Here is a 17,678-nt window from a genome sequence, read left to right on the forward strand (position 1 = left end):
GCTAGTGCCGATTCCGCAGACTTTCTCCCGCTGCTCGCGGGTGTTTCCCACTGGTTGGTGATGCGAATTTTTACCTAAGATGAAGCCATCATGCGCGTAATTCGGTGCCTGCACGCGCATGGAGGGAGGCGGGAGGCAGCGCCGGAGCGACGCCAGCGGATGTTGCCATCATGGATGCGAAAGTGTGCGCGTCGGCTGTCAGTCTCGCGACTGCAGCGACGCCAGCGGACGCGGCGGCAATCGCCGCGCGAACGGTGCCCGGCCGTCCTGGTCGAACCGCTCCGCTGCGGCACGCGCTGGCCGCAATCGTTTGCGTTCTGGGGGCCGCGCAGGCCGTGCTTGCCGGGGCGTCCGCCGAGGTTGTCGATCCGGCCGACGCGGTGAGCATCGTTGCTGCCGCAAGTCCCGCGGACTCTGCCGATTCCTCTGCTGCATCACACGACACGGCCGTGCGTCAGGTCGTGCTGGGCATCATCAGCTTCACCCACTGGCCGACGACACCCGTTCGCCTGCATCTGTGCGTCACGGGCCGCCCCGACTACGCGCGCGGCCTGACCGACACGCTGCAGGCCGGCTCGACACTGCTCGACGTGCAGCGTGTGCGCTTCGACGATCCCGCGCTCGGCATCGCCTGCGACATCGTCTATCTCGGCAACCTGGGCGCAGATGAGCGAGCGCGCGTGAGAGTTGCGGTGGCCGGCCATCCGGTGCTGACGATTTCGGAACACGATCCATCGTGCACCGCGGGCGGCATGTTCTGTCTCAACGTCGACGGCGAACGTGTGTCGTTCGACATCAATCTCGACGCGGTCGCACGCAGCGGCGTGCGCGTGCATCCGAACGTGCTCAATCTCGCGCGGCGGCCGGGGGCACCATGACACGGCCCGCCCCGCCCGTTTCGCTGCGGCGCGTGCCGCGCCCGACGCTGCAAAGCGTGCTGCGTCGCGCGCACCTGCGCCTTGCGTTCGTCGCTGTCGCGATGGCCGCCGTGTCGTTGATCGTGGTGGCCGTGATCGCATTGCGTGCATATGCCGGCAACAACCTGAACCTGCTGGCCCGCTCGCTCGGTTATACGGTCGAGGCCGCGCTCGTGTTCGGCGACCGCGTCGCGGCGGCCGAGGCGATCGGGCTGATCGCCGGCGACGAGGACGTCGCACAGGTGGTGGTGACGGATAGCAAGGGCCAGCCGTTCGCGACGTGGCAGCTGCCTGCCGGCAGCGGGATCGCGCGGCTCGAGCGCGTCGTCGCCGACCTCGCGCTGCCGGGGCCCGTGACCGCGCCGGTGGTGCATGACGGCATCGTCGTCGGCCACGTCGTCGTGCGCGGCCGTGGCCATCAGTTCTTCGGATTCCTGCTTGGCGGCGTGGGCGGCATTCTCGGTTGCCTGGCCGTCAGCGTGATCGGCGCGTATATCAGCTCGAAGCGCCTGTTGCGCAATATCGTTTCGCCGTTGCGTGCGCTGGCCAGCGTCGCCCACGCAGTGCGGCGCGAACGTGCGTTCGCGCAGCGCGTCGAGCCGGCGTCGATTGCCGAACTCAACCAGCTCGGCGACGACTTCAATGCGCTGCTCGACGAATTCGAAGACTGGCAGAACACGCTGCGCGACGAGAACGCGTCGCTCGAACACAAGGCGACGCACGATGCGCTCACGGGGCTGCCCAACCGCGTGCAGTTCGAGTCGCGTCTGGCACTCGCCCTCGGCGAAGCCGGGGTGACGGGGCAGCGGGTCGCGATCCTGTATCTCGATTGCGACCGCTTCAAGGAAATCAACGACTGTCTCGGCCACGACGCCGGCGACGCGGTGCTGATCGGCATCGCGTCACGGCTGCGCACGCAGGTGCGTGAGGCCGACCTGGTCGCGCGCCTGGGCGGCGACGAATTCGCGGTCATGCTGCCGGCCGTGCGCGAAGCGGGTAGCGTATGTCGTATTGCTGACGAGATCCTGTCCGGCATGGCGCCGTCGATCGAGCTGTCCGACGGCCGCGTGGTGGCCACCATGATGAGTGCCGGCGTTGCGCTGTATCCCGATCACGCGTCGGATGCGAGCGGTTTGCTGCGGGCGGCGGATGCCGCGATGTACCGCGCCAAGCGCGCCCGCCCAGGCTCGTGGCAACTGGCGGAAGGGGTCGCGGGGGCGGCTTGAGGTTCATCGTTTCACGCTGCGGGCGAGGCCGCGGCAGTGGGTTGAAAGAGCGCTCGCGATGCGGGTGCAATCGAAGGGGTCAATGATGAACAACATGTTTCCGGTGGGCATTGGGCGCTTGTGCGTCGGCAGCGCGCTGCTTTTGTGCATGCTGCTGGGCGGCTGCAAGGCGCCGCCGCTTCATCGTGGATTGACGCAGACGCAGGTCACGGCGCTCAAGTCGGCCGGCTTCCAGGAAACCCAGCAGGGTTTCGAGTTCGGCTCGACCGGGCCGATCCTGTTCGATTTCGATCGGTACAACCTCAAGCCCGATGTGCGGCGGATCGTCGAACGGATCGGTCGCACGCTCCGGTCGGCGGGGATTAACGGGGTACGGGTCTATGGCTACTCGGACCAGGAAGGCGTGGACGAGTATGACCTCGAATTATCCAGGCGGCGGGCGGAGGTCGTTGCGCTTGAACTGGTCGACGTCGGGCTCGATACGAAGCGCGTCGCGATCGTCGGGAAGGGGAAGAGCGATCCGGTCGGGGATAACAAGACGCCTGGCGGGCGGGCGCAGAACCGGCGGGCGGCGATCGTGGTGTCGCCGCGCTGAACCGGGGCGGTTTCCCCGGGCAGGGTGAAAGGCGCGTGCAAGCGCCGGAAATCATGCTATCGAACGCGATGATCGATAGCGCGTAGTGGCGCTGTAGCGCCAGCCGGCGCGCGTTTCCTTCCAGAGTGTTCGCACTATTCCATCGTGACAGGGGCGATGCCTCGCCCCGTACGGATCTGTCACACGTTTCATGCAGATTGTGTCGTGTTCCGCGCGTGCCGGCGCGGTGCGTCGGTATGAGCAGCCGCGCCTGGGCGGCCCGTTTTTGTATTATCGAGGGCCTGAGCGGAAACGTTTGCGGGTGTCTTTCACGCGTCCGGGTTTTGTCCTACATTATCGGGGCTTCGGGCCGGTCAGCCGGCACCTGGAACCTGAGACCACAAGAAGGAACAAGAATGAGTTTCGCTCCGAACGGGGGTATTCCCACTGGAATGGGCGGTAGTGCGCTCGGCTCGCTGAGCGCGCTCGGCGGACTCGCCGGCCCGGTTGCGTCGAGTGTCGCCGGCAGTCTCGGGCCGCTCGCGGGCCTGGCCGGGCACGTCGACACCGTCCAGCGCGCGATGCAGCTCGCGCAGACCGGCTTTTCGCTGATGGACAAGACGCCTGGTGCGATCGCCGAGGCGATCAACGGCGCCGCGAACCCCGCGCGCCTGACCCAGCTCAACCGCTACGTGACGCTCGATACGCCGCTCGGCCCGGACGTGCTGCTGGTCAGCGCCGCCGTCGTCGACGAGCACGTGAACCGGTTGCCGGAAATCCATCTCGACCTGCTGTCGCATCGCCACGACCTGCGCCCCGAGGATCTGATCGGTCAGCAAGTGAAGATCCGGTTCGACCAGCAGGCTCGCCTGTCGACGCTGGAGCGCGTCGTCGCATCGGGCGCGGCCGACAACGACCGATACTTCGACGGCTACGTCGCGTCGTTCGACCGGGCCGGCAACCCCGGCAACGTCACGCAGTATCACCTGACGGCGGTGCCGTGGTTCTGGTTCCTGACACGCTCGACCGACTGCCGGATCTTCCAGAACAAGACCGCGCAGGACATCCTCACCGAGATCTTCCAGGAGCACGGCTTCTCCGATTTCGTGTTCGATATCCGGACGGCCCAGAAGCCGCTCGAATACGTCGTGATGTACCAGGAGAGCTACTTCAACTTCTGCGCGCGGCTGATGGAGCAGGAGGGGCTGGTCTGGACGCACCGCTACGAGAAGGACAAGCACATCCTGGTGATCGGCGATTCGAACCTGCTGTTCCGCCCGATCGACGGGCTCGCCACCGTGCCGTTCGCGGCCACCGAGGCGAGCGAGGACAGCGGCATCGACCAACTGCACGAAGGCCGGCGTTTCGGCGTCGGCAAGGTCACGTTCCGCGACTTCAACCACCAGAACCCGTCGTCGCCGCTGATGCTGGTGGAGGCCGGGCCGCAGAACCTCAAGCATGCGCGGCTCGACGCGACCGAGCGGTTCGAACACCAGTCGCTGTACGACCACGGCGACGACGGTAACCGCTACGCCCGTTTCGCGATGGAAGCCGAAGAGGCGCAGGCCCATCGTTTTACCGGCGGCGGCTACGCGTGGCGCATGACCACAGCGGGCGCCGTCACCGTGGCGAATCACCCGGTGCTCGAGAACAACCAGGAATACGTGATCCTGCAGGTGCGTCACGAGGCGGTGAACGACTACACGCAGCACAGCGCGAAGCTGCCGTACCGCAACAGCTTCGCGCTGCTGCCGAAGAAGGTGCCGTATCGCGCGCCGCGCGGCACGCCGAAGCCGGTGATTCACGGCACGCAGTCGGCGATGGTCGTCGGGCCGAAGGGCGAGGAAATCTACACGAACGGCAGCGCAGTGAAGGTGCATTTCCCGTGGGACCGGCGCGGCAAGAAGGACGGCTCCGATTCGATGTGGGTGCGTGTATCGCAACCGTGGGCGGGCGACGGCTGGGGCGCGGCCGCGATTCCGCGCATCAAGCAGGAAGTGCTCGTGGCGTTCAACCAGGGCGATCCGGATAACCCGGTGATCGTCGGCCGCGTGTTCAACGGCGAGCAGGGCAACCCGTATCACGGTGCGGCCGGCCAGACGATGGGGATCAAGAGCCAGACGCACAAGGGGCAGGGGTCGAACGAAATCCGCATGACCGACACGAACGGCATGCAGGAATTCTTCATGCATGCGCAGAAGGACATGAATACCGTCGTCGAGAACAACGAGACGCACAAGGTGCTGGGGCCGATGCGTACCGTGCTGGTGGCGACGGGCAGCGAAGAGAAGCAGATTCCGCAGGGCAACCTGACCGAGACGATCGCCGAGAAGCGCAGCACGACCGCGACCACCGTCGAGGTGATGACGCCGGCCAAGGATGGCGGCGGCGGCACGCAGGTCCACATGGCCGAGCGCGGCATCCTGCTGAAGGTGATGGACAGCTCGATCTCGCTCGCGCCGGAAGGCATCCGCCTCGAGCACAAGGGCTCCGTGATCCTGATGACCGACGACGGCGTGATGGTCAACGGCACGCGTATCGACCTCAACAAATAAGACGAACGAAACCAGCCATGCACTACGCAATCCACGAAGGCACCTTCGAACTGCCGGACGCTGCGCTCGACCGCACCGTCAACATCCTGGTGATGAACGCCGGCCCCGGCGGCCTCAATCTCGTGATCGCCCGCGGGCGGTTGCGCGACGGGGAGAATCTCGACGCGTTCGTCGCGCGCGAATGGGACGTGGCGTCGCGCGACGCCAGGATGCTGACCGAGAAAGCGCGTCGGCCGGTGACGGTGGGTTCCCGTGCGGGCGTTCAGATCGATTCCACGCTTGAGCGCGACGGCAGGCTCTGGCACCAGGTGCAGACGATGTTTCCGTCGGACGACGCCGGCCGCGTGCTGGTGATGACGTTGACCAGCGCGGCACCGCTGACCGAAGAACAGCAGGCGATCGGTGAACGCATGCTCGCCAGTTTCCAGCCGCGCGCGGCGCGGCCGTCCCTGCTCGGGCCGGGTGACGCGTCGTGAGCGCGGAAAACTTCGCGGCCGCTCGCTTCGAAGATCCGATCCAGCACACGACGTTGATGGGGGAGCTTGTCGGCACGGTCGGGTCCGTGGTCGGCGGCGCCATCGTCGGTGCGTTGGTGGCAGAGGCGATGGAGGGGCTGATCTTCGCCGGCCTCGCTGCGCTCGAGATCGGCACCGCGGGGTTGGCGACGCCGCTCGTGATTGCGATCGGTGTAGGCGTGGCGGTCGGCTCGGGCGCGCTGATGGAAGCGAGCGGCATGAACGAGGCCATCGACGACGGTGCGAAGTCGGTGGCCAATTCGCTCGTGCCGCCCGTGATCAAAGGCAAGATCGCAAGCGGGTCGGGGAACGTTTACGTCAACAACAAGCCGGCTTCACGGGCGGCGAAGCCGGGCGATCTCGATACCGTTGCGTGTACCGATCATCCGGGGCCGCAGATGATTGCGGACGGGTCGGGCAGCGTTTATATCAACGATCAACCGGCCGCGCGGGTTGGCGACAAGACGACGTGCGACGGGACGATTGCCGAAGGCTCGGACAACGTTTTCATCGGCGGTGGGACGCAGCGGGTGCGGGACGTGAAGTCGGCCACGCGGCTCGGGTGGCTGGGGGCTGCGCTCGGTATCGCGCTCGCGGTGTGCGGCCGCGGGAAGATGAGCTGGGGCAACTTTCTGAAGAGCAAGGTGCCGTGTATCGCGATGAATTTCGCGGCGGGTGCGTTCGGTACCTGGCTGGGTAGTCTGGCGCGGCCGTCGGCGGGGCATCCGGTTAACGTCATTACCGGCAGCAAGGTGCTCGATGGCACGGACGATACCGACTTCGTATTGCCCGGGCCGCTGCCGATCGTCTGGCAGCGTTTCTATAGCAGCCTCGATGATCGTGCCGACAGCCTGTTCGGGACAGGATGGAGTGTGCCGATCAGCGTCGAGTTGCGGCTTGCGCGTGAACATGGCGAGGTTGCGTCGATTACGTACTGGGACGAGCAGGGGCGCGAGATCGTGTTCCCGGCTGTGTCGCCGGGTGAGAGCCATTTCAGTGTGCCGGAAGGCATTTACCTGATCTGCACCGAGGGTGGCCACTACGTGGTCGAGACGGTCGACGGTGTGTATCGCGATTTCGGTCGTGCTCGTACCGATGCGGATGGCGAGACGCTCAAGCTGTGGCGCCTCGAAGATCGCAACGGTAACTGGATCGAGGTTGAGCAAGAGGCTCACGACGACGTTGCGCGGCCCGTACGGTTGCACGATAGCGCCGGTCGCTTGCTGACACTGTCCTACGATAAGTTGCATTCGCAATGTATTGCCGCGATCGAGCTGACGCGAGGTGTCGACGGCGAACAACCAGACACGTTGGTGCGGTATGCGTATAGCAATGCCGGCGAGCTGGTGGCCGTTACCGATCGCAGCGGCCATATCGGGCGACGCTTTGCATACGAGCGTGGACTGATGGTCCAGCACACGCTGCGTGGCGGTCTGCAGTGTTTTTACGCGTGGCAGGGTGTTGGTCGCGATGCGCGCGTCGTGCGCCACTGGACCAACGACGGCGAAGCGTACACGTTCAACGCAGATCTCGCGCAGCGTTCGGTGACGATTACCGACCAGATCGGTCGTGTGACGCACTGGACGTGGAACGAGGATCAACAGCCGACGAGCCATACGGATGCCGAAGGCCACGTGTGGCAGTTGGAGTGGAATGCAAAGCGGCAGTTGGTCAGCACGACCGATCCGGCCGGGAACACGACGCGCTTCGAATATGACGAGCGCGGGCGGCAGACGCAGCGTATCGATGCGCTTGGCCAGGTCGAGCGGACCGAGTGGAACGGGTACTACGACCTGCCCGTAGCGGAAACCGATCCGGCGAATTCGCGCTGGATTTACCGTTACGACGATCTCGGCAACCTGACGATGACGCGCGATCCGGCGGGTTTTGCGACCGAGTATCACCGGGACGAGCGCGGGCTCGTGCATACGATTCGTGATGCGCGGGGTGGGTACAAGTTCCTCGAGTGGAACGGCCGTGCGCAGTTGACGTCGTATACCGATTGTTCCGGTAAGGTCACGCGGTTTGCGTATGACGCACGTGGTGCGTTGGCACGTGTGACCGATGCGGCCGGGCAGGCGACCGTGTACGAAACGGATGCGATGGGGCGGGTCACGGGGATCGGGACGGCCGATGGTGCTCGTCAGGCGTTCTTTTATGACGTGGCTGGGCGTCTCATTGAGGTTGTCGATGCAAATCAGCGCAGCACGCGGTATGAACTCAATCCGCGTGGATTGCTGCTTTCGCGTACCGACGCGGCTAATCGCGTCGTGCGATTCGGGTACGACGATGCGTTCCGGCTCGCGAGCTTGACCAACGAAAATCGTGAGTCGTATCGCTTTCAGTATGACCGTCGCGATCTGGTAGCTGCGCAGGTCGGGCTCGATGGCCACAAGCGCACGTACGAATACGACGTGTGCGGCCAAGGCACGATCGTGCGGGATGGAAAGATCGAGACACGATACGAGCGCGATGCGATCGGACGACTGACGGCGAAGCAAGCCACGCATGAGCGATGTGAATACCTGTACGACAAGGCAAGCCGAATCGCGTCGGCCGAGTTGTACACGCTGGCCGCTCGTGGTTCGTCGCTGAAGAATCGGGTCAGCCTGAAGTACGGGGCGCGCGGTGAGGTGCTAGAGGAATACACGCCGACGGGCTGGCTTGCGCATGCTTACGATGAGCTGGGTAACCGCGTCAGCACGACGATCTCGGGCGAGCGGACGATCGATTGGCTGCATTACGGTTCGGGGCACGTGCACCAGATTCGCGTTGACGGTGCTGCAGTGGCCGACATCGAGCGCGATGATCTGCATCGGGAAGTTCTGCGGACGCAAGGCAAGCTGACGAGTCATTTCGGGTATGACGCGGTTGGTCGTCGTGCTCGGCAAGTTGCACAGCGAGGTCGGGCGGCGGACGAGTTGCTTGCGAAGCAATGGCAATACGACGCTGCGGGAGATGTGATCCAGAAGCGGGATCTGCGCTATGGCACGACGAGCTACCGATATGACCCGACCGGTCGCATTGAACAGGCGGCCGGGCCGGGATTGCCGTCCGAAGTGTTTCGCTGGGACGCGGCGGCGAACCTGGTGTCGAGCGATCACCCGGGAGGCTTCGTTGAGCACAACCGGCTCAAGATGTTCGAGGACAAGCGCTTCGAGTACGACGTTTATGGGCGGCTGGTTCGCAAGTTGAGTGGGCACGGGCCGGCCAAAGAGCTGGTGCTTGAGTACGACGATTGGAACCAGTTGAAGACCGTCGTGACGAAGGACCGGCTTGGTGTCGGGACGACGCACTTCGAATACGACGCGTTCGGTCGGCGGATTCGGAAGCTCAATGGGGGTTATGCGAGTACGGATTTCCTGTGGGACGGCATGCGGCTCGTGCAGGAGACGTACCATGACCGCCAGGGCGAGGAAGCGCTGACGTACTTGTATGAGTCCAACAGCTATGTGCCGCTGGCGCGGATCGATCAGGGTAAGGCTGCGGCTAATGACGCCAATGCACAGGATGCGGTCTACTATTTCCACAATGATGTGTCGGGGTTGCCGGAGGAACTGACTAACGCTGAAGGCGAGTTGATTTGGCAGGCACGATACAAGGTTTGGGGCAACGCGGTACAGGAGGAATGGATCGCGCGGGCCCCGCAGCAGTCAGTGCCGGAATGGGGCGAGGCGCAATTGGCTTCTGCAACTCCTGCCCACGTGCCACGGCCGCAGAACTTGCGCTTCCAAGGACAATACCTGGATCGGGAAACCGGGCTGCACTACAACACGTTCCGGTTCTACGACCCGGATGTTGGGCGGTTCATCAATCCGGACCCCATCGGGCTAGCAGGTGGAGACAACCTATACCAGTACGCACCGAATCCGGTCTCTTGGATCGATCCATGGGGCTGGTCCTGCTCTAGTGATGCGAAAGAACTGGCGGAAAATCTTCGCAATAGACCTAGTGTTGACTATCGAGCTCACCATATTGTGATGTCTAACTCGAAAGATCCGAGGATGGTCGCACTACGACAACAGATGCAGGATTTAGGTGTTCCGCTGAACGGAGCCAAGAATGGCGCGTGGTTACCCAAAGATGCGAACTCGCGACTCACTGGCGACTTGTCGACAGCTCATTCAGGAGAAGGGGTTCACAGTGATGCGTATAAGCAGTATGTTTTCGATAATCTGATTGATGCGAAAACAAAACCTGAGTTCATCGCTGGGTTGGATAATCTCAGGGGTGAATTAAAAGGCGGGAAAACTTTCCCCACGAAGCGATAGGTGAGAAATGAAAAAAGAGAGTCTAGTAAAACTGCTGAGTGAATGCGACGGCGCTTATCCACGATTTCTCCAAACAGCCATGGAGAACACTAAATCACGGCGATGGGGAACGGGAGTTGGTGCGCCGTGGTCTCTCGAGCCTTATCGTATGGAAATGTTGGGAATCAAACCCGGTCGTATGTTGAAAGGCGAGTCAGAACCGGGTCCTCGGCGATATTGCTATTCGTACGACGATGAAGGACGTGTCATACATGTAGTCAAATACGGAAAATTGATGGGGCCCGCTGAAAACCGTGATTGGGTACGCTCGGATGAGTTTTATGACTACTCTGATGGTGTCGCGACACGATATGTATATGACGATACCTTCCGTGAAGATCCGGATTCGGAAATAACTCGCATTGTTCAGTTTGCTAATATAAATGATGGAGTTGACAAGGCATTTCAAATTGAGAGGGATGATCTCGAATATACTGAGACGATTTATTCTCGGGGCTCCTCTGGAGTCGTCAGCAACATTACCGTTCATTGGCCGGATGGCCCGTTTCCGGACCGTGTGCTTGAAGTAATTGGGGAAGGGGATAGTGTAACGATATTCGAAATTCGTGATAAAGAAAAAATTCGTGTCTATCCTGAAACCTGAGATTGCAGTCCGAAGTGATTCGCTGGGACGCGGCGGCGAACCTCGTGTCGAGCGATCACCCCGGAGGCTACGTTGAGCACAAGCGGCTCAAGATGTTCGAGAACAAGCGCTTCGAGTACGACGTATATGGGCGACTGGTTCGCAAATTGAGTGGTCATGGGCCGGTCAAAGAGCTGGTGCTTGAGTACGACGATTGGAACCAGTTGAAGACCGTCGTGACGAAGGACCGGCTTGGTGTCGGGACGACGCATTTCGAATTCGACGCGCTCGGTCGGCGGATTCGGAAGCTCAATTGGGGGTTACGCGAGTACGGATTTCCTGTGGGACGGCATGCGGCTCGTGCAGGAGACGTACCACGACCGTCAGGGCGAGGAAGCGCTGACGTGCTTGTATGAGTCGAATAGCTATTTGCCGCTGGCACGGATCGATCAGGGTAAGGCGGCGGCTAACGACGCCAATGCGCGGGATGCGGTCTACTATTTCCACAACGATGTGTCGGGGTTGCCGGAGGAACTGACCAACGCCGATGGCGAGTTGATCTGGCAGGCTCGATACAAGGTGTTGGGGTAATGCGGTGCAGGAGGAGTGGATTGCGCGGGCTCCGCAGCAGTCGGTGCCGGAATGGGGTGAGGTGCAATTGGCTTCTGCAACTTCTGCTCACGTGCCACGGCTGCAGAACTAGCGTTTCCAGGGACAATACCTGGATCGGGAAACCGGGCTGCACTACAACCCGTTCCGGTTCTATGATCCGGACATAGGACGGTTCATCAGCCCCGACCCAATCTCATTGCGCGGTGGGATCAACCTCTATCAATATGCGCCCAACCCGATAAGCTGGGTTGATCCTTGGGGTTTGACGCCCTGCCGTGGTCTGCCGTCAACACGTAAGTCCGGTGGTACCGGATCTAGTTATGATCGAGTCAACGGACAGGGACTTTATGTTTTGCATGATGGACAGAAAATCTTGTGCGTCGGTAGAGGCGATGCGCCTTCGCGACTGGGAATTCATGCCAATACGCCAGGTAAGTCCCAGTTGGCACAGTTGACTATTTTCGATAATAATTTGACGAAGTCTGAAGCGGAATTTTTGGAGCAGAAGATTATGGACTTGAATGGTGGTGCGCAATCCACCAATCCGCTAACGAATCTTCTTAATCAGATTCGATCGTATAGCCCCCAAAATCCTAATGCGAGCACCTATGACATCGCGGGGCATAGTGCTGGATGGGGGCAGAAAATCTTGAACGATGCACTTTCTGTTTTGCAAGGTCACGGACTATGAATGTTGCATACAAAGAGGGAGATGTTTTTACCATTGAGTTGAATGATGGGAGGTTTTCCGTCTGCCAGATAGTTTTTTCCTCTCAAGGTAAATTTAAAAAAGCATTTGCTTTTTGCGTTTTGTCAATTCAGGAGGGGCGAGATTTTAATCTCGATAGAATCGATGACTTTCCCCCGATGATTTTTCTGAAATTCAAGAAGGAGGTCAAGGTTATATTTTCCGGTAATCAGCTTATTGCGAAAGGCGAGTGGCCTATTGTCGGGAATTGTGGTTTATCTGATGAAAAAATGAAAATGAGGATTTTTAATTATGCGGGTGGACTATTCAATGGGGATGAAGAGATAGAGCGCATTCCTGTTTCCGATTACGCAAAATACACAACGATGGAAGTGTGTGGGTTTGATCTTGTCCAAAAGATACTCACGGAGAGATAACTCTCTATCAATATGTACTCAGGTCCGATTTCGTTGAAGGACTGATCGCATTGAACAGGCGACCGGGCTGGGATTGCCGTCGGAAGTGTTTCGCCGGGACGCGGCAGCCAACCTGGTGTCGAGCGATCACCCGGGAGGGTTCGTTGAGCACAACCGGCTCAAGATGTTCGAGGACAAGCGCATCGAGTACCACGTTTATGGGCGGCTGGTTCGCAAGTTGAGTGGGCACGGGCCGGCCCAAGAGCTGGTGCTTGAGTACGACGACTGGAATCAGTTGAAGACCGTCGTGACGAAGGACCGGCTTGGTGTCGGGACGACGCACTTCGAATACGACGCGTTCGGTCGGCGGATTCGGAAGCTCAACGGCGGTTACGCGAGTACGGACTTCCTGTGGGACGGCATGCGGCTCGTGCAGGAGACGTACCACGACCGTCAGGGTGAGGAAGCGCTGACGTACTTGTATGAGTCCAACAGCTATGTGCCGCTGGCGCGGATCGATCAGGGTAAGGCGGCGGCTAACGACGCCAATGCGCGGGATGCGGTCTACTATTTCCACAACGATGTGTCGGGGTTGCCGGAGGAACTGACTAACGCTTAAGGCGAGTTGATTTGGCAGGCTCGATACAAGGTTTGGGGCAACGCGGTGCAGGAGGAGTGGATCGCGCGGACTTCGCAGCAATCGGTGCCGGAATGGGGCGAGGTGCAACTGGCACCTGCAACACCTGCCCACGTGCCACGGCCGCAGAACTTGCGCTTCCAAGGGCAATACCTGGATCGGGAAACCGGGCTGCACTACAACACGTTCCGGTTCTACGATCCGGATATCGGTCGGTTCATCAACCCGGATCCGATCGGGCTCGCCGGCGGCGCCAACTTGTATCACTATGCCGGGAACCCGCTAACCTGGATCGATCCGTGGGGATGGTGTCGCCGAGGTAATCAGGCGACCAAGAACCATATGGATAACGTCAGAGATCAATATCTTGCTGATAATCCGACTCATATGCATGTTGCGGGTGGACGTGATGTTTTGATGGGTAACGAACTACCGGAAACGTACCTTCCGCCGGTCAGTGGCAATGGACGTAAGGGAAGCTCTTATACTGACATGACATTCCAGGATCCTCAAGGCAATAGCATCCATGTCCAGACAGTCGATAAAGGTTCGGTGAATGGGATGTCGCAACGAGAATGGACGAATGCGAATCGCATCACACAGCAGGATCCGAGTGCAATTGTTGTCACGGTCGTGAAAGGTGCGCCACTGCAACCTGGCGACCTGAATACGTCGACGATGATCCCTGGCACTGTCGCCATCAAATGAATGAAAGGAGTACATTTTGTCTACCAAGATGCCGACGCTGCAGACCTTCATGACGCCAGCCGATGAAGCAGTGTTCTCGGATCTACTGAAAGCGCATATTCCGCGAGTCAAGTTTATCGATTCGTACATTTGGAGCGCGCCGATTCCCCCTGCCTACGACAGCATGACAGAGTGCTGCGGGCAGCCGTTTTCCAACATTGTCATTATTGACGAGTCTATTTGCAGCGTTGAACGCTATACGCATGAATTCGTTGGCGCTCACCCCGGCGGGAGTGGTTATATTGGCGGAAATGTAGGCCCGGGAATGATTCAGTTTCTCCGGTCGCATGAGGCTAAATATGCGCCAGGGTGCCTACGAGACGGACGCTTGGCAGCTTCCTATGACTCCGACTCAGAGCCGGATATGGATGCTTTTGTTAAATCGGTTTGGAAAATATTCAAGAAATTCGCACTTAAAACATACTTGGTTAATCGTGAGACCGAAGTCGTAAGTGAAAAGCCGGAAACTCGTTTTTTTTCTGGGCCGGATGCTGCAGCGAAATACAATGGCTCGAACGGAAAATATCTAACTAACAACGCACTTGTCTATTTTGTAGCTCAATCATCTAAGTGATGTAGGTCAATGCTCGCAAGCGAGGGTTGAATCGATGCGAGTGATTTTGATAAGTAAATCGGGAGGCAGCAACTTGCCGTGCGTATCTGAATCGTCAGGATGAGGAAGCACTGACGTACTTGTATGCGTCCAGTAGCTATGTGCCTCTGGCGCGGATCGATCAGGGTAAGGCGGCGGCTAACGATGCTAACGCACGGGATGCGGTCTACTATTTCCACAACGATGTGTCGGGGTTGCCGGAGGAGTTGACCAGCGCCGATGGTGAGTTGATCTGGCAGGCGCGCTACAAGGTTTGGGGCAACGCGGTACAGGAGGAATGGATCGCGCGGGCCCCGCAGCAGTCAGTGCCGGAATGGGGCGAGGCGCAATTGGCTTCTGCAACTCCTGCCCACGTGCCACGGCCGCAGAACTTGCGCTTCCAAGGGCAATACCTGGATCGGGAAACCGGGCTGCACTACAACACGTTCCGGTTCTACGATCCTGACATCGGGCGCTTTATCAATCCGGATCCAATCGGGTTGATGGGGGAAGCAACTTATACCAGTATGCACGGAACCCTATTTCTTAGGTCGACCCGTGGGGATGGTTTTGCGGTGCATCTCAAGGTCACCATCCTATTCCAAAATTCCTGGGCGGAAATCAGAAGCAAAATCTAATCAGTCTTGCAAAAGATCCTCACGTTGAGTTTCATAATCAATTGAATGGCAATCTAAAGGATCTGTTTGGTATGAGAGGTGGCGGACCGGGCGGCGGAACTGCTGACTGGGCAGCCGCAATGAGAAGCTCGCCTGGAATGCAACGTCAAGCACTTGATGCAACTCTGGACGCGGCTAGAACAGTTGATGCAAAGTACGGAACACAACTAACAAGTGCTGTTTGGGATAATATTGTTAATGGCAGATTTCAGGTGTACCCATGAAAAATGAGTTTATTTATCTCCTGTGCTATTCGGGAATGGATAGGCACGATTTCGATTCTTCATGGCATGAGCAGAATGAGGATTTTTTCTGTAAAACCTGTCATCGCCAAAAATATTTCAAATCGGCTCTCGACGTGGTTCTTGAGGAGGAAGTTCGTGAGCGTGCAGATATAATTTTTTCTGGTCTGATTCCTGGGGTTATGTCGCGCCACATGTGCGATGCACTCGGGCAGGATCTCGATAGATATATAAACATCGGGAAAGTGTTTTCTCAGGTAGGTGAGGTAAGAGAAGAGCAGCCTTACGTCGCTTTCACAGGGGTTCGTCCTTATGTCACATTGAGAGGGCGAACTCCATTAATGTTGGGTGGCCGAAAATTTCCGGAGGATGAGCGGATCTATATCTGTCCGGAATGCGGGTTTAAATCTCGACGAGAAAGAGGGCCGTTTTTTTTGCCGAAATCAGAGTGTCCAATAGATCCGATTTCTTGTGCTGAGCTTGGGATATTGGTCAACGAAAATGTTTACGAAAAAATTAGCCAAAAAAAATGGAAGAAGGTTAGGGTCGATAAAGTAGAAATTGTAGATGAATAGGAGCGGCATTGGGAGCAGGCGCACGATGTGATGTCAATGCCTGCTCACGTGCTGCAACCGCAAAATATTCGGCTGTAAAGGGTGGTATGCATCACGTCCCTTTCATTAAAAACGGATCGGTAACGCGGTGGTGCGGGTGAAATGCGATCAGGCGATGGGCTACAAAGTAAGTCATGTATGACCGATGCGAATGTGAAAATTTATAAGTCTCTGATTGAGTTGATTGAAAATATTCCATCTTTGCCTGGAAAGGACTGGATTTATGTCAACTTGAATTCGTGGAAGCGTAATCCGGAAGAGTCGAGATTTTTTTACATTCCGTGGGATTACATCCAGGATTTGAGTGCTGATGAAATATATCTGGATGATGAGGATATGGAGATGCCGAAGTCGGTTGAGAAATACAACTTGAGGTGTTGGATGTTGGTGGATCAGCTGGACTATATTTTAAAAAATAAGATTGCCAAGAGGGAGGGGGTAAGGTGGTTTGTTGAGGAGGTGAATTGTTATCGTGAAAATGATGAATTTAGAAATTGATTTTTGTGGGCGGATTCATCTTGGGGTGCGATGCGGATATGCGGCCCGGATAGCTACACGTCGCGCACATGTATAACCTGCGCGTGTTGGTGTGCGGAACGCTGTCTACTAATTGTTGAGCATGGAGAGTTGTGTCGGTACGGGTAGTCGCGCATTTGTTCGGATCGGATGATTAATGATGCGGAATAGGCCGGGACTTTATGTGATCGAATCGACCGAAGCGAAGCACATCGCTGAAGAGTGCGGTCATGGTGATTGGTTGATCATTTTTTTGCCTGCAGGAATTGCATCCAAGGATCAGCTCTTTGATGCGGTTCGTAGCACGTGCCCTCTAGTTCCACCGTTATACAGCAATCGGAGTTGGGACGCTTTAGCAGATTCTCTGTGGTCGGGTTTGAGCGAAGTGGAGCAGGAGAGAATAGCCATCTTCTGGCCAAACGCTGGTCGTATGAAAGTACTAGAGCCGGAAGCTTTTTCTATTGTGACGGACATTCTCATCGATCTATGCGCGTCGCTGGCTGATTCGAACGTGACGGCATCCAGAGCAAAGACGCTGCTGATTTTTCAAACTTCAAGTTGAGTGTGAGCAAGGGATGCACATGTGAATCTTTGCGATGCCGAGTTGCACACGCTGGTCACTTGTAGCCCGTCGCTGAAAAATCGGATTAAGTAGAAATGCCGGGAGTGCGGAGAGGTGCTCGAGAATTATCCGTTGACCAGCTGACGCCGACATTGAGCGCGATGATCTGCATCGGGAAGTTCTGCGGACGCAAGGCAAGCTGACGAGTCATTTTGGGTACGACGCGGTTGGTCGTCGTGCTCGGCAAGTTGCACAGCGAGGTCGGGCGGCGGACGAGTTGTTGGCGAAGCAATGGCAATACGATGCCGCAGGCGACGTGATCCAGAAGCGGGATCTGCGCTATGGCACGACGAGTTATCGCTATGACGCGACCGGTCGCATTGAACAGGCGGCCGGGCGGGATTGCCGTCGGAAGTGTTTCGCCGGGATGCGGCGGCGAACCTGGTGTCGAGCGATCACCCGGGAGGCTTCGTTGAGCACAACCGGCTCAAGATGTTCGAGGACAAGCGCTTCGAGTACGACGTATATGGAAGGCTTGTTCGCAAGCTGAGTGGGCACGGGCCGGCCAAAGAGCTGGTGCTTGAGTACGACGACTGGAATCAGTTGAAGACCGTCGTGACGAAGGACCGGCTTGGTGTCGGGACGACGCACTTCGAATACGACGCGTTCGGTCGGCGGATTCGGAAGCTCAACGG

Annotated in this window: 18 protein-coding genes and 1 pseudogene; all 19 read left to right on the forward strand. The window is 58.5% G+C overall.

What is annotated here, in order from left to right:
• Positions 1–170 precede the first annotated feature (170 nt).
• Positions 171–878 (forward strand): YfiR family protein, encoded by a 708-nt coding sequence (locus tag G3O00_RS14540; RefSeq protein ID WP_206143384.1) that lies wholly within the window; start codon positions 171–173, stop codon positions 876–878.
• Positions 875–2,143: a diguanylate cyclase gene (locus G3O00_RS14545; RefSeq protein ID WP_174931324.1), complete on the forward strand. Its 1,269-nt coding sequence runs from the start codon at positions 875–877 to the stop codon at positions 2,141–2,143. Before G3O00_RS14540 ends, G3O00_RS14545 begins: the two co-directional genes overlap by 4 nt.
• Positions 2,144–2,228: 85 nt before the next feature.
• Positions 2,229–2,738 (forward strand): OmpA family protein, encoded by a 510-nt coding sequence (locus G3O00_RS14550; RefSeq protein ID WP_174931391.1) that lies wholly within the window; start codon positions 2,229–2,231, stop codon positions 2,736–2,738.
• A 395-nt stretch (positions 2,739–3,133) separates the two neighbouring features.
• On the forward strand, positions 3,134–5,272 hold the full coding sequence (gene tssI / locus G3O00_RS14555) for a type VI secretion system tip protein TssI/VgrG (protein ID WP_041493198.1): 2,139 nt from the start codon (positions 3,134–3,136) through the stop codon (positions 5,270–5,272).
• A gap of 17 nt (positions 5,273–5,289) precedes the next feature.
• A complete protein-coding gene (locus G3O00_RS14560; protein ID WP_206143385.1) occupies positions 5,290–5,748 on the forward strand; it encodes a DUF1795 domain-containing protein in 459 nt (152 codons plus the stop codon).
• On the forward strand, positions 5,745–10,058 hold the full coding sequence (locus tag G3O00_RS43325; RefSeq protein ID WP_346778978.1) for an RHS repeat-associated core domain-containing protein: 4,314 nt from the start codon (positions 5,745–5,747) through the stop codon (positions 10,056–10,058). The genes G3O00_RS14560 and G3O00_RS43325 overlap by 4 nt, the downstream gene beginning before the upstream one ends.
• Positions 10,059–10,065: 7 nt before the next feature.
• Complete coding sequence (locus G3O00_RS14580) at positions 10,066–10,701, forward strand: hypothetical protein (protein ID WP_206143387.1); 636 nt, start codon at positions 10,066–10,068, stop codon at positions 10,699–10,701.
• Positions 10,702–10,935: 234 nt separating this feature from the next.
• Complete coding sequence (locus tag G3O00_RS43330) at positions 10,936–11,271, forward strand: RHS domain-containing protein (protein WP_346778979.1); 336 nt, start codon at positions 10,936–10,938, stop codon at positions 11,269–11,271.
• A gap of 148 nt (positions 11,272–11,419) precedes the next feature.
• Positions 11,420–11,497: pseudogene (locus tag G3O00_RS43335) on the forward strand (RHS repeat-associated core domain-containing protein); the annotation flags it as partial.
• A 237-nt stretch (positions 11,498–11,734) separates the two neighbouring features.
• Positions 11,735–11,983, forward strand: coding sequence for a hypothetical protein (locus G3O00_RS14590; protein WP_206143393.1), 249 nt, complete (start codon positions 11,735–11,737; stop codon positions 11,981–11,983).
• Complete coding sequence (locus G3O00_RS14595; RefSeq protein WP_206143388.1) at positions 11,980–12,417, forward strand: Imm26 family immunity protein; 438 nt, start codon at positions 11,980–11,982, stop codon at positions 12,415–12,417. The genes G3O00_RS14590 and G3O00_RS14595 overlap by 4 nt, the downstream gene beginning before the upstream one ends.
• Positions 12,418–12,490: 73 nt before the next feature.
• Positions 12,491–13,015, forward strand: coding sequence for a hypothetical protein (locus G3O00_RS43340; protein WP_241025138.1), 525 nt, complete (start codon positions 12,491–12,493; stop codon positions 13,013–13,015).
• 6 nt (positions 13,016–13,021) lie between these two features.
• Positions 13,022–13,741, forward strand: a complete 720-nt coding sequence (locus G3O00_RS43345; protein WP_241025139.1) for an RHS repeat-associated core domain-containing protein — start codon at positions 13,022–13,024, stop codon at positions 13,739–13,741.
• A 16-nt stretch (positions 13,742–13,757) separates the two neighbouring features.
• Entirely contained in the window at positions 13,758–14,354 is a 597-nt protein-coding gene (locus tag G3O00_RS14605) for a hypothetical protein (protein ID WP_206143389.1), read from the forward strand.
• A 119-nt stretch (positions 14,355–14,473) separates the two neighbouring features.
• Positions 14,474–15,010, forward strand: coding sequence for an RHS domain-containing protein (locus G3O00_RS14610; RefSeq protein ID WP_241025140.1), 537 nt, complete (start codon positions 14,474–14,476; stop codon positions 15,008–15,010).
• A gap of 259 nt (positions 15,011–15,269) precedes the next feature.
• A complete protein-coding gene (locus G3O00_RS14615; protein ID WP_206143390.1) occupies positions 15,270–15,866 on the forward strand; it encodes a hypothetical protein in 597 nt (198 codons plus the stop codon).
• A gap of 177 nt (positions 15,867–16,043) precedes the next feature.
• Complete coding sequence (locus G3O00_RS14620) at positions 16,044–16,403, forward strand: hypothetical protein (RefSeq protein WP_206143391.1); 360 nt, start codon at positions 16,044–16,046, stop codon at positions 16,401–16,403.
• Between the two features lie 202 nt (positions 16,404–16,605).
• Positions 16,606–16,983 carry a barstar family protein gene (locus tag G3O00_RS14625; protein ID WP_206143392.1) on the forward strand — a complete coding sequence of 126 codons (378 nt, stop codon included), beginning with the start codon at positions 16,606–16,608 and terminating at the stop codon, positions 16,981–16,983.
• 402 nt (positions 16,984–17,385) lie between these two features.
• On the forward strand, positions 17,386–17,678 hold a 293-nt coding region (locus tag G3O00_RS43350), incomplete at its 3' end, for an RHS repeat protein (RefSeq protein ID WP_241025141.1).

This window comes from Burkholderia sp. Ac-20384, assembly GCF_017104605.1.
Classification (GTDB): Bacteria; Pseudomonadota; Gammaproteobacteria; order Burkholderiales; family Burkholderiaceae; genus Burkholderia; species Burkholderia lata.

Coding starts and splice junctions, on each gene's coding strand:
- G3O00_RS14620 (WP_206143391.1), top strand. CDS start 16,044: ATGACCGATGCGAATGTGAAAATTTATAAGTCTCTGATTGAGTTGATT.
- G3O00_RS14595 (WP_206143388.1), top strand. CDS start 11,980: ATGAATGTTGCATACAAAGAGGGAGATGTTTTTACCATTGAGTTGAAT.
- G3O00_RS14545 (WP_174931324.1), top strand. CDS start 875: ATGACACGGCCCGCCCCGCCCGTTTCGCTGCGGCGCGTGCCGCGCCCG.
- G3O00_RS14615 (WP_206143390.1), top strand. CDS start 15,270: ATGAAAAATGAGTTTATTTATCTCCTGTGCTATTCGGGAATGGATAGG.
- G3O00_RS14560 (WP_206143385.1), top strand. CDS start 5,290: ATGCACTACGCAATCCACGAAGGCACCTTCGAACTGCCGGACGCTGCG.
- tssI (WP_041493198.1), top strand. CDS start 3,134: ATGAGTTTCGCTCCGAACGGGGGTATTCCCACTGGAATGGGCGGTAGT.
- G3O00_RS14540 (WP_206143384.1), top strand. CDS start 171: ATGGATGCGAAAGTGTGCGCGTCGGCTGTCAGTCTCGCGACTGCAGCG.
- G3O00_RS14550 (WP_174931391.1), top strand. CDS start 2,229: ATGAACAACATGTTTCCGGTGGGCATTGGGCGCTTGTGCGTCGGCAGC.
- G3O00_RS14580 (WP_206143387.1), top strand. CDS start 10,066: ATGAAAAAAGAGAGTCTAGTAAAACTGCTGAGTGAATGCGACGGCGCT.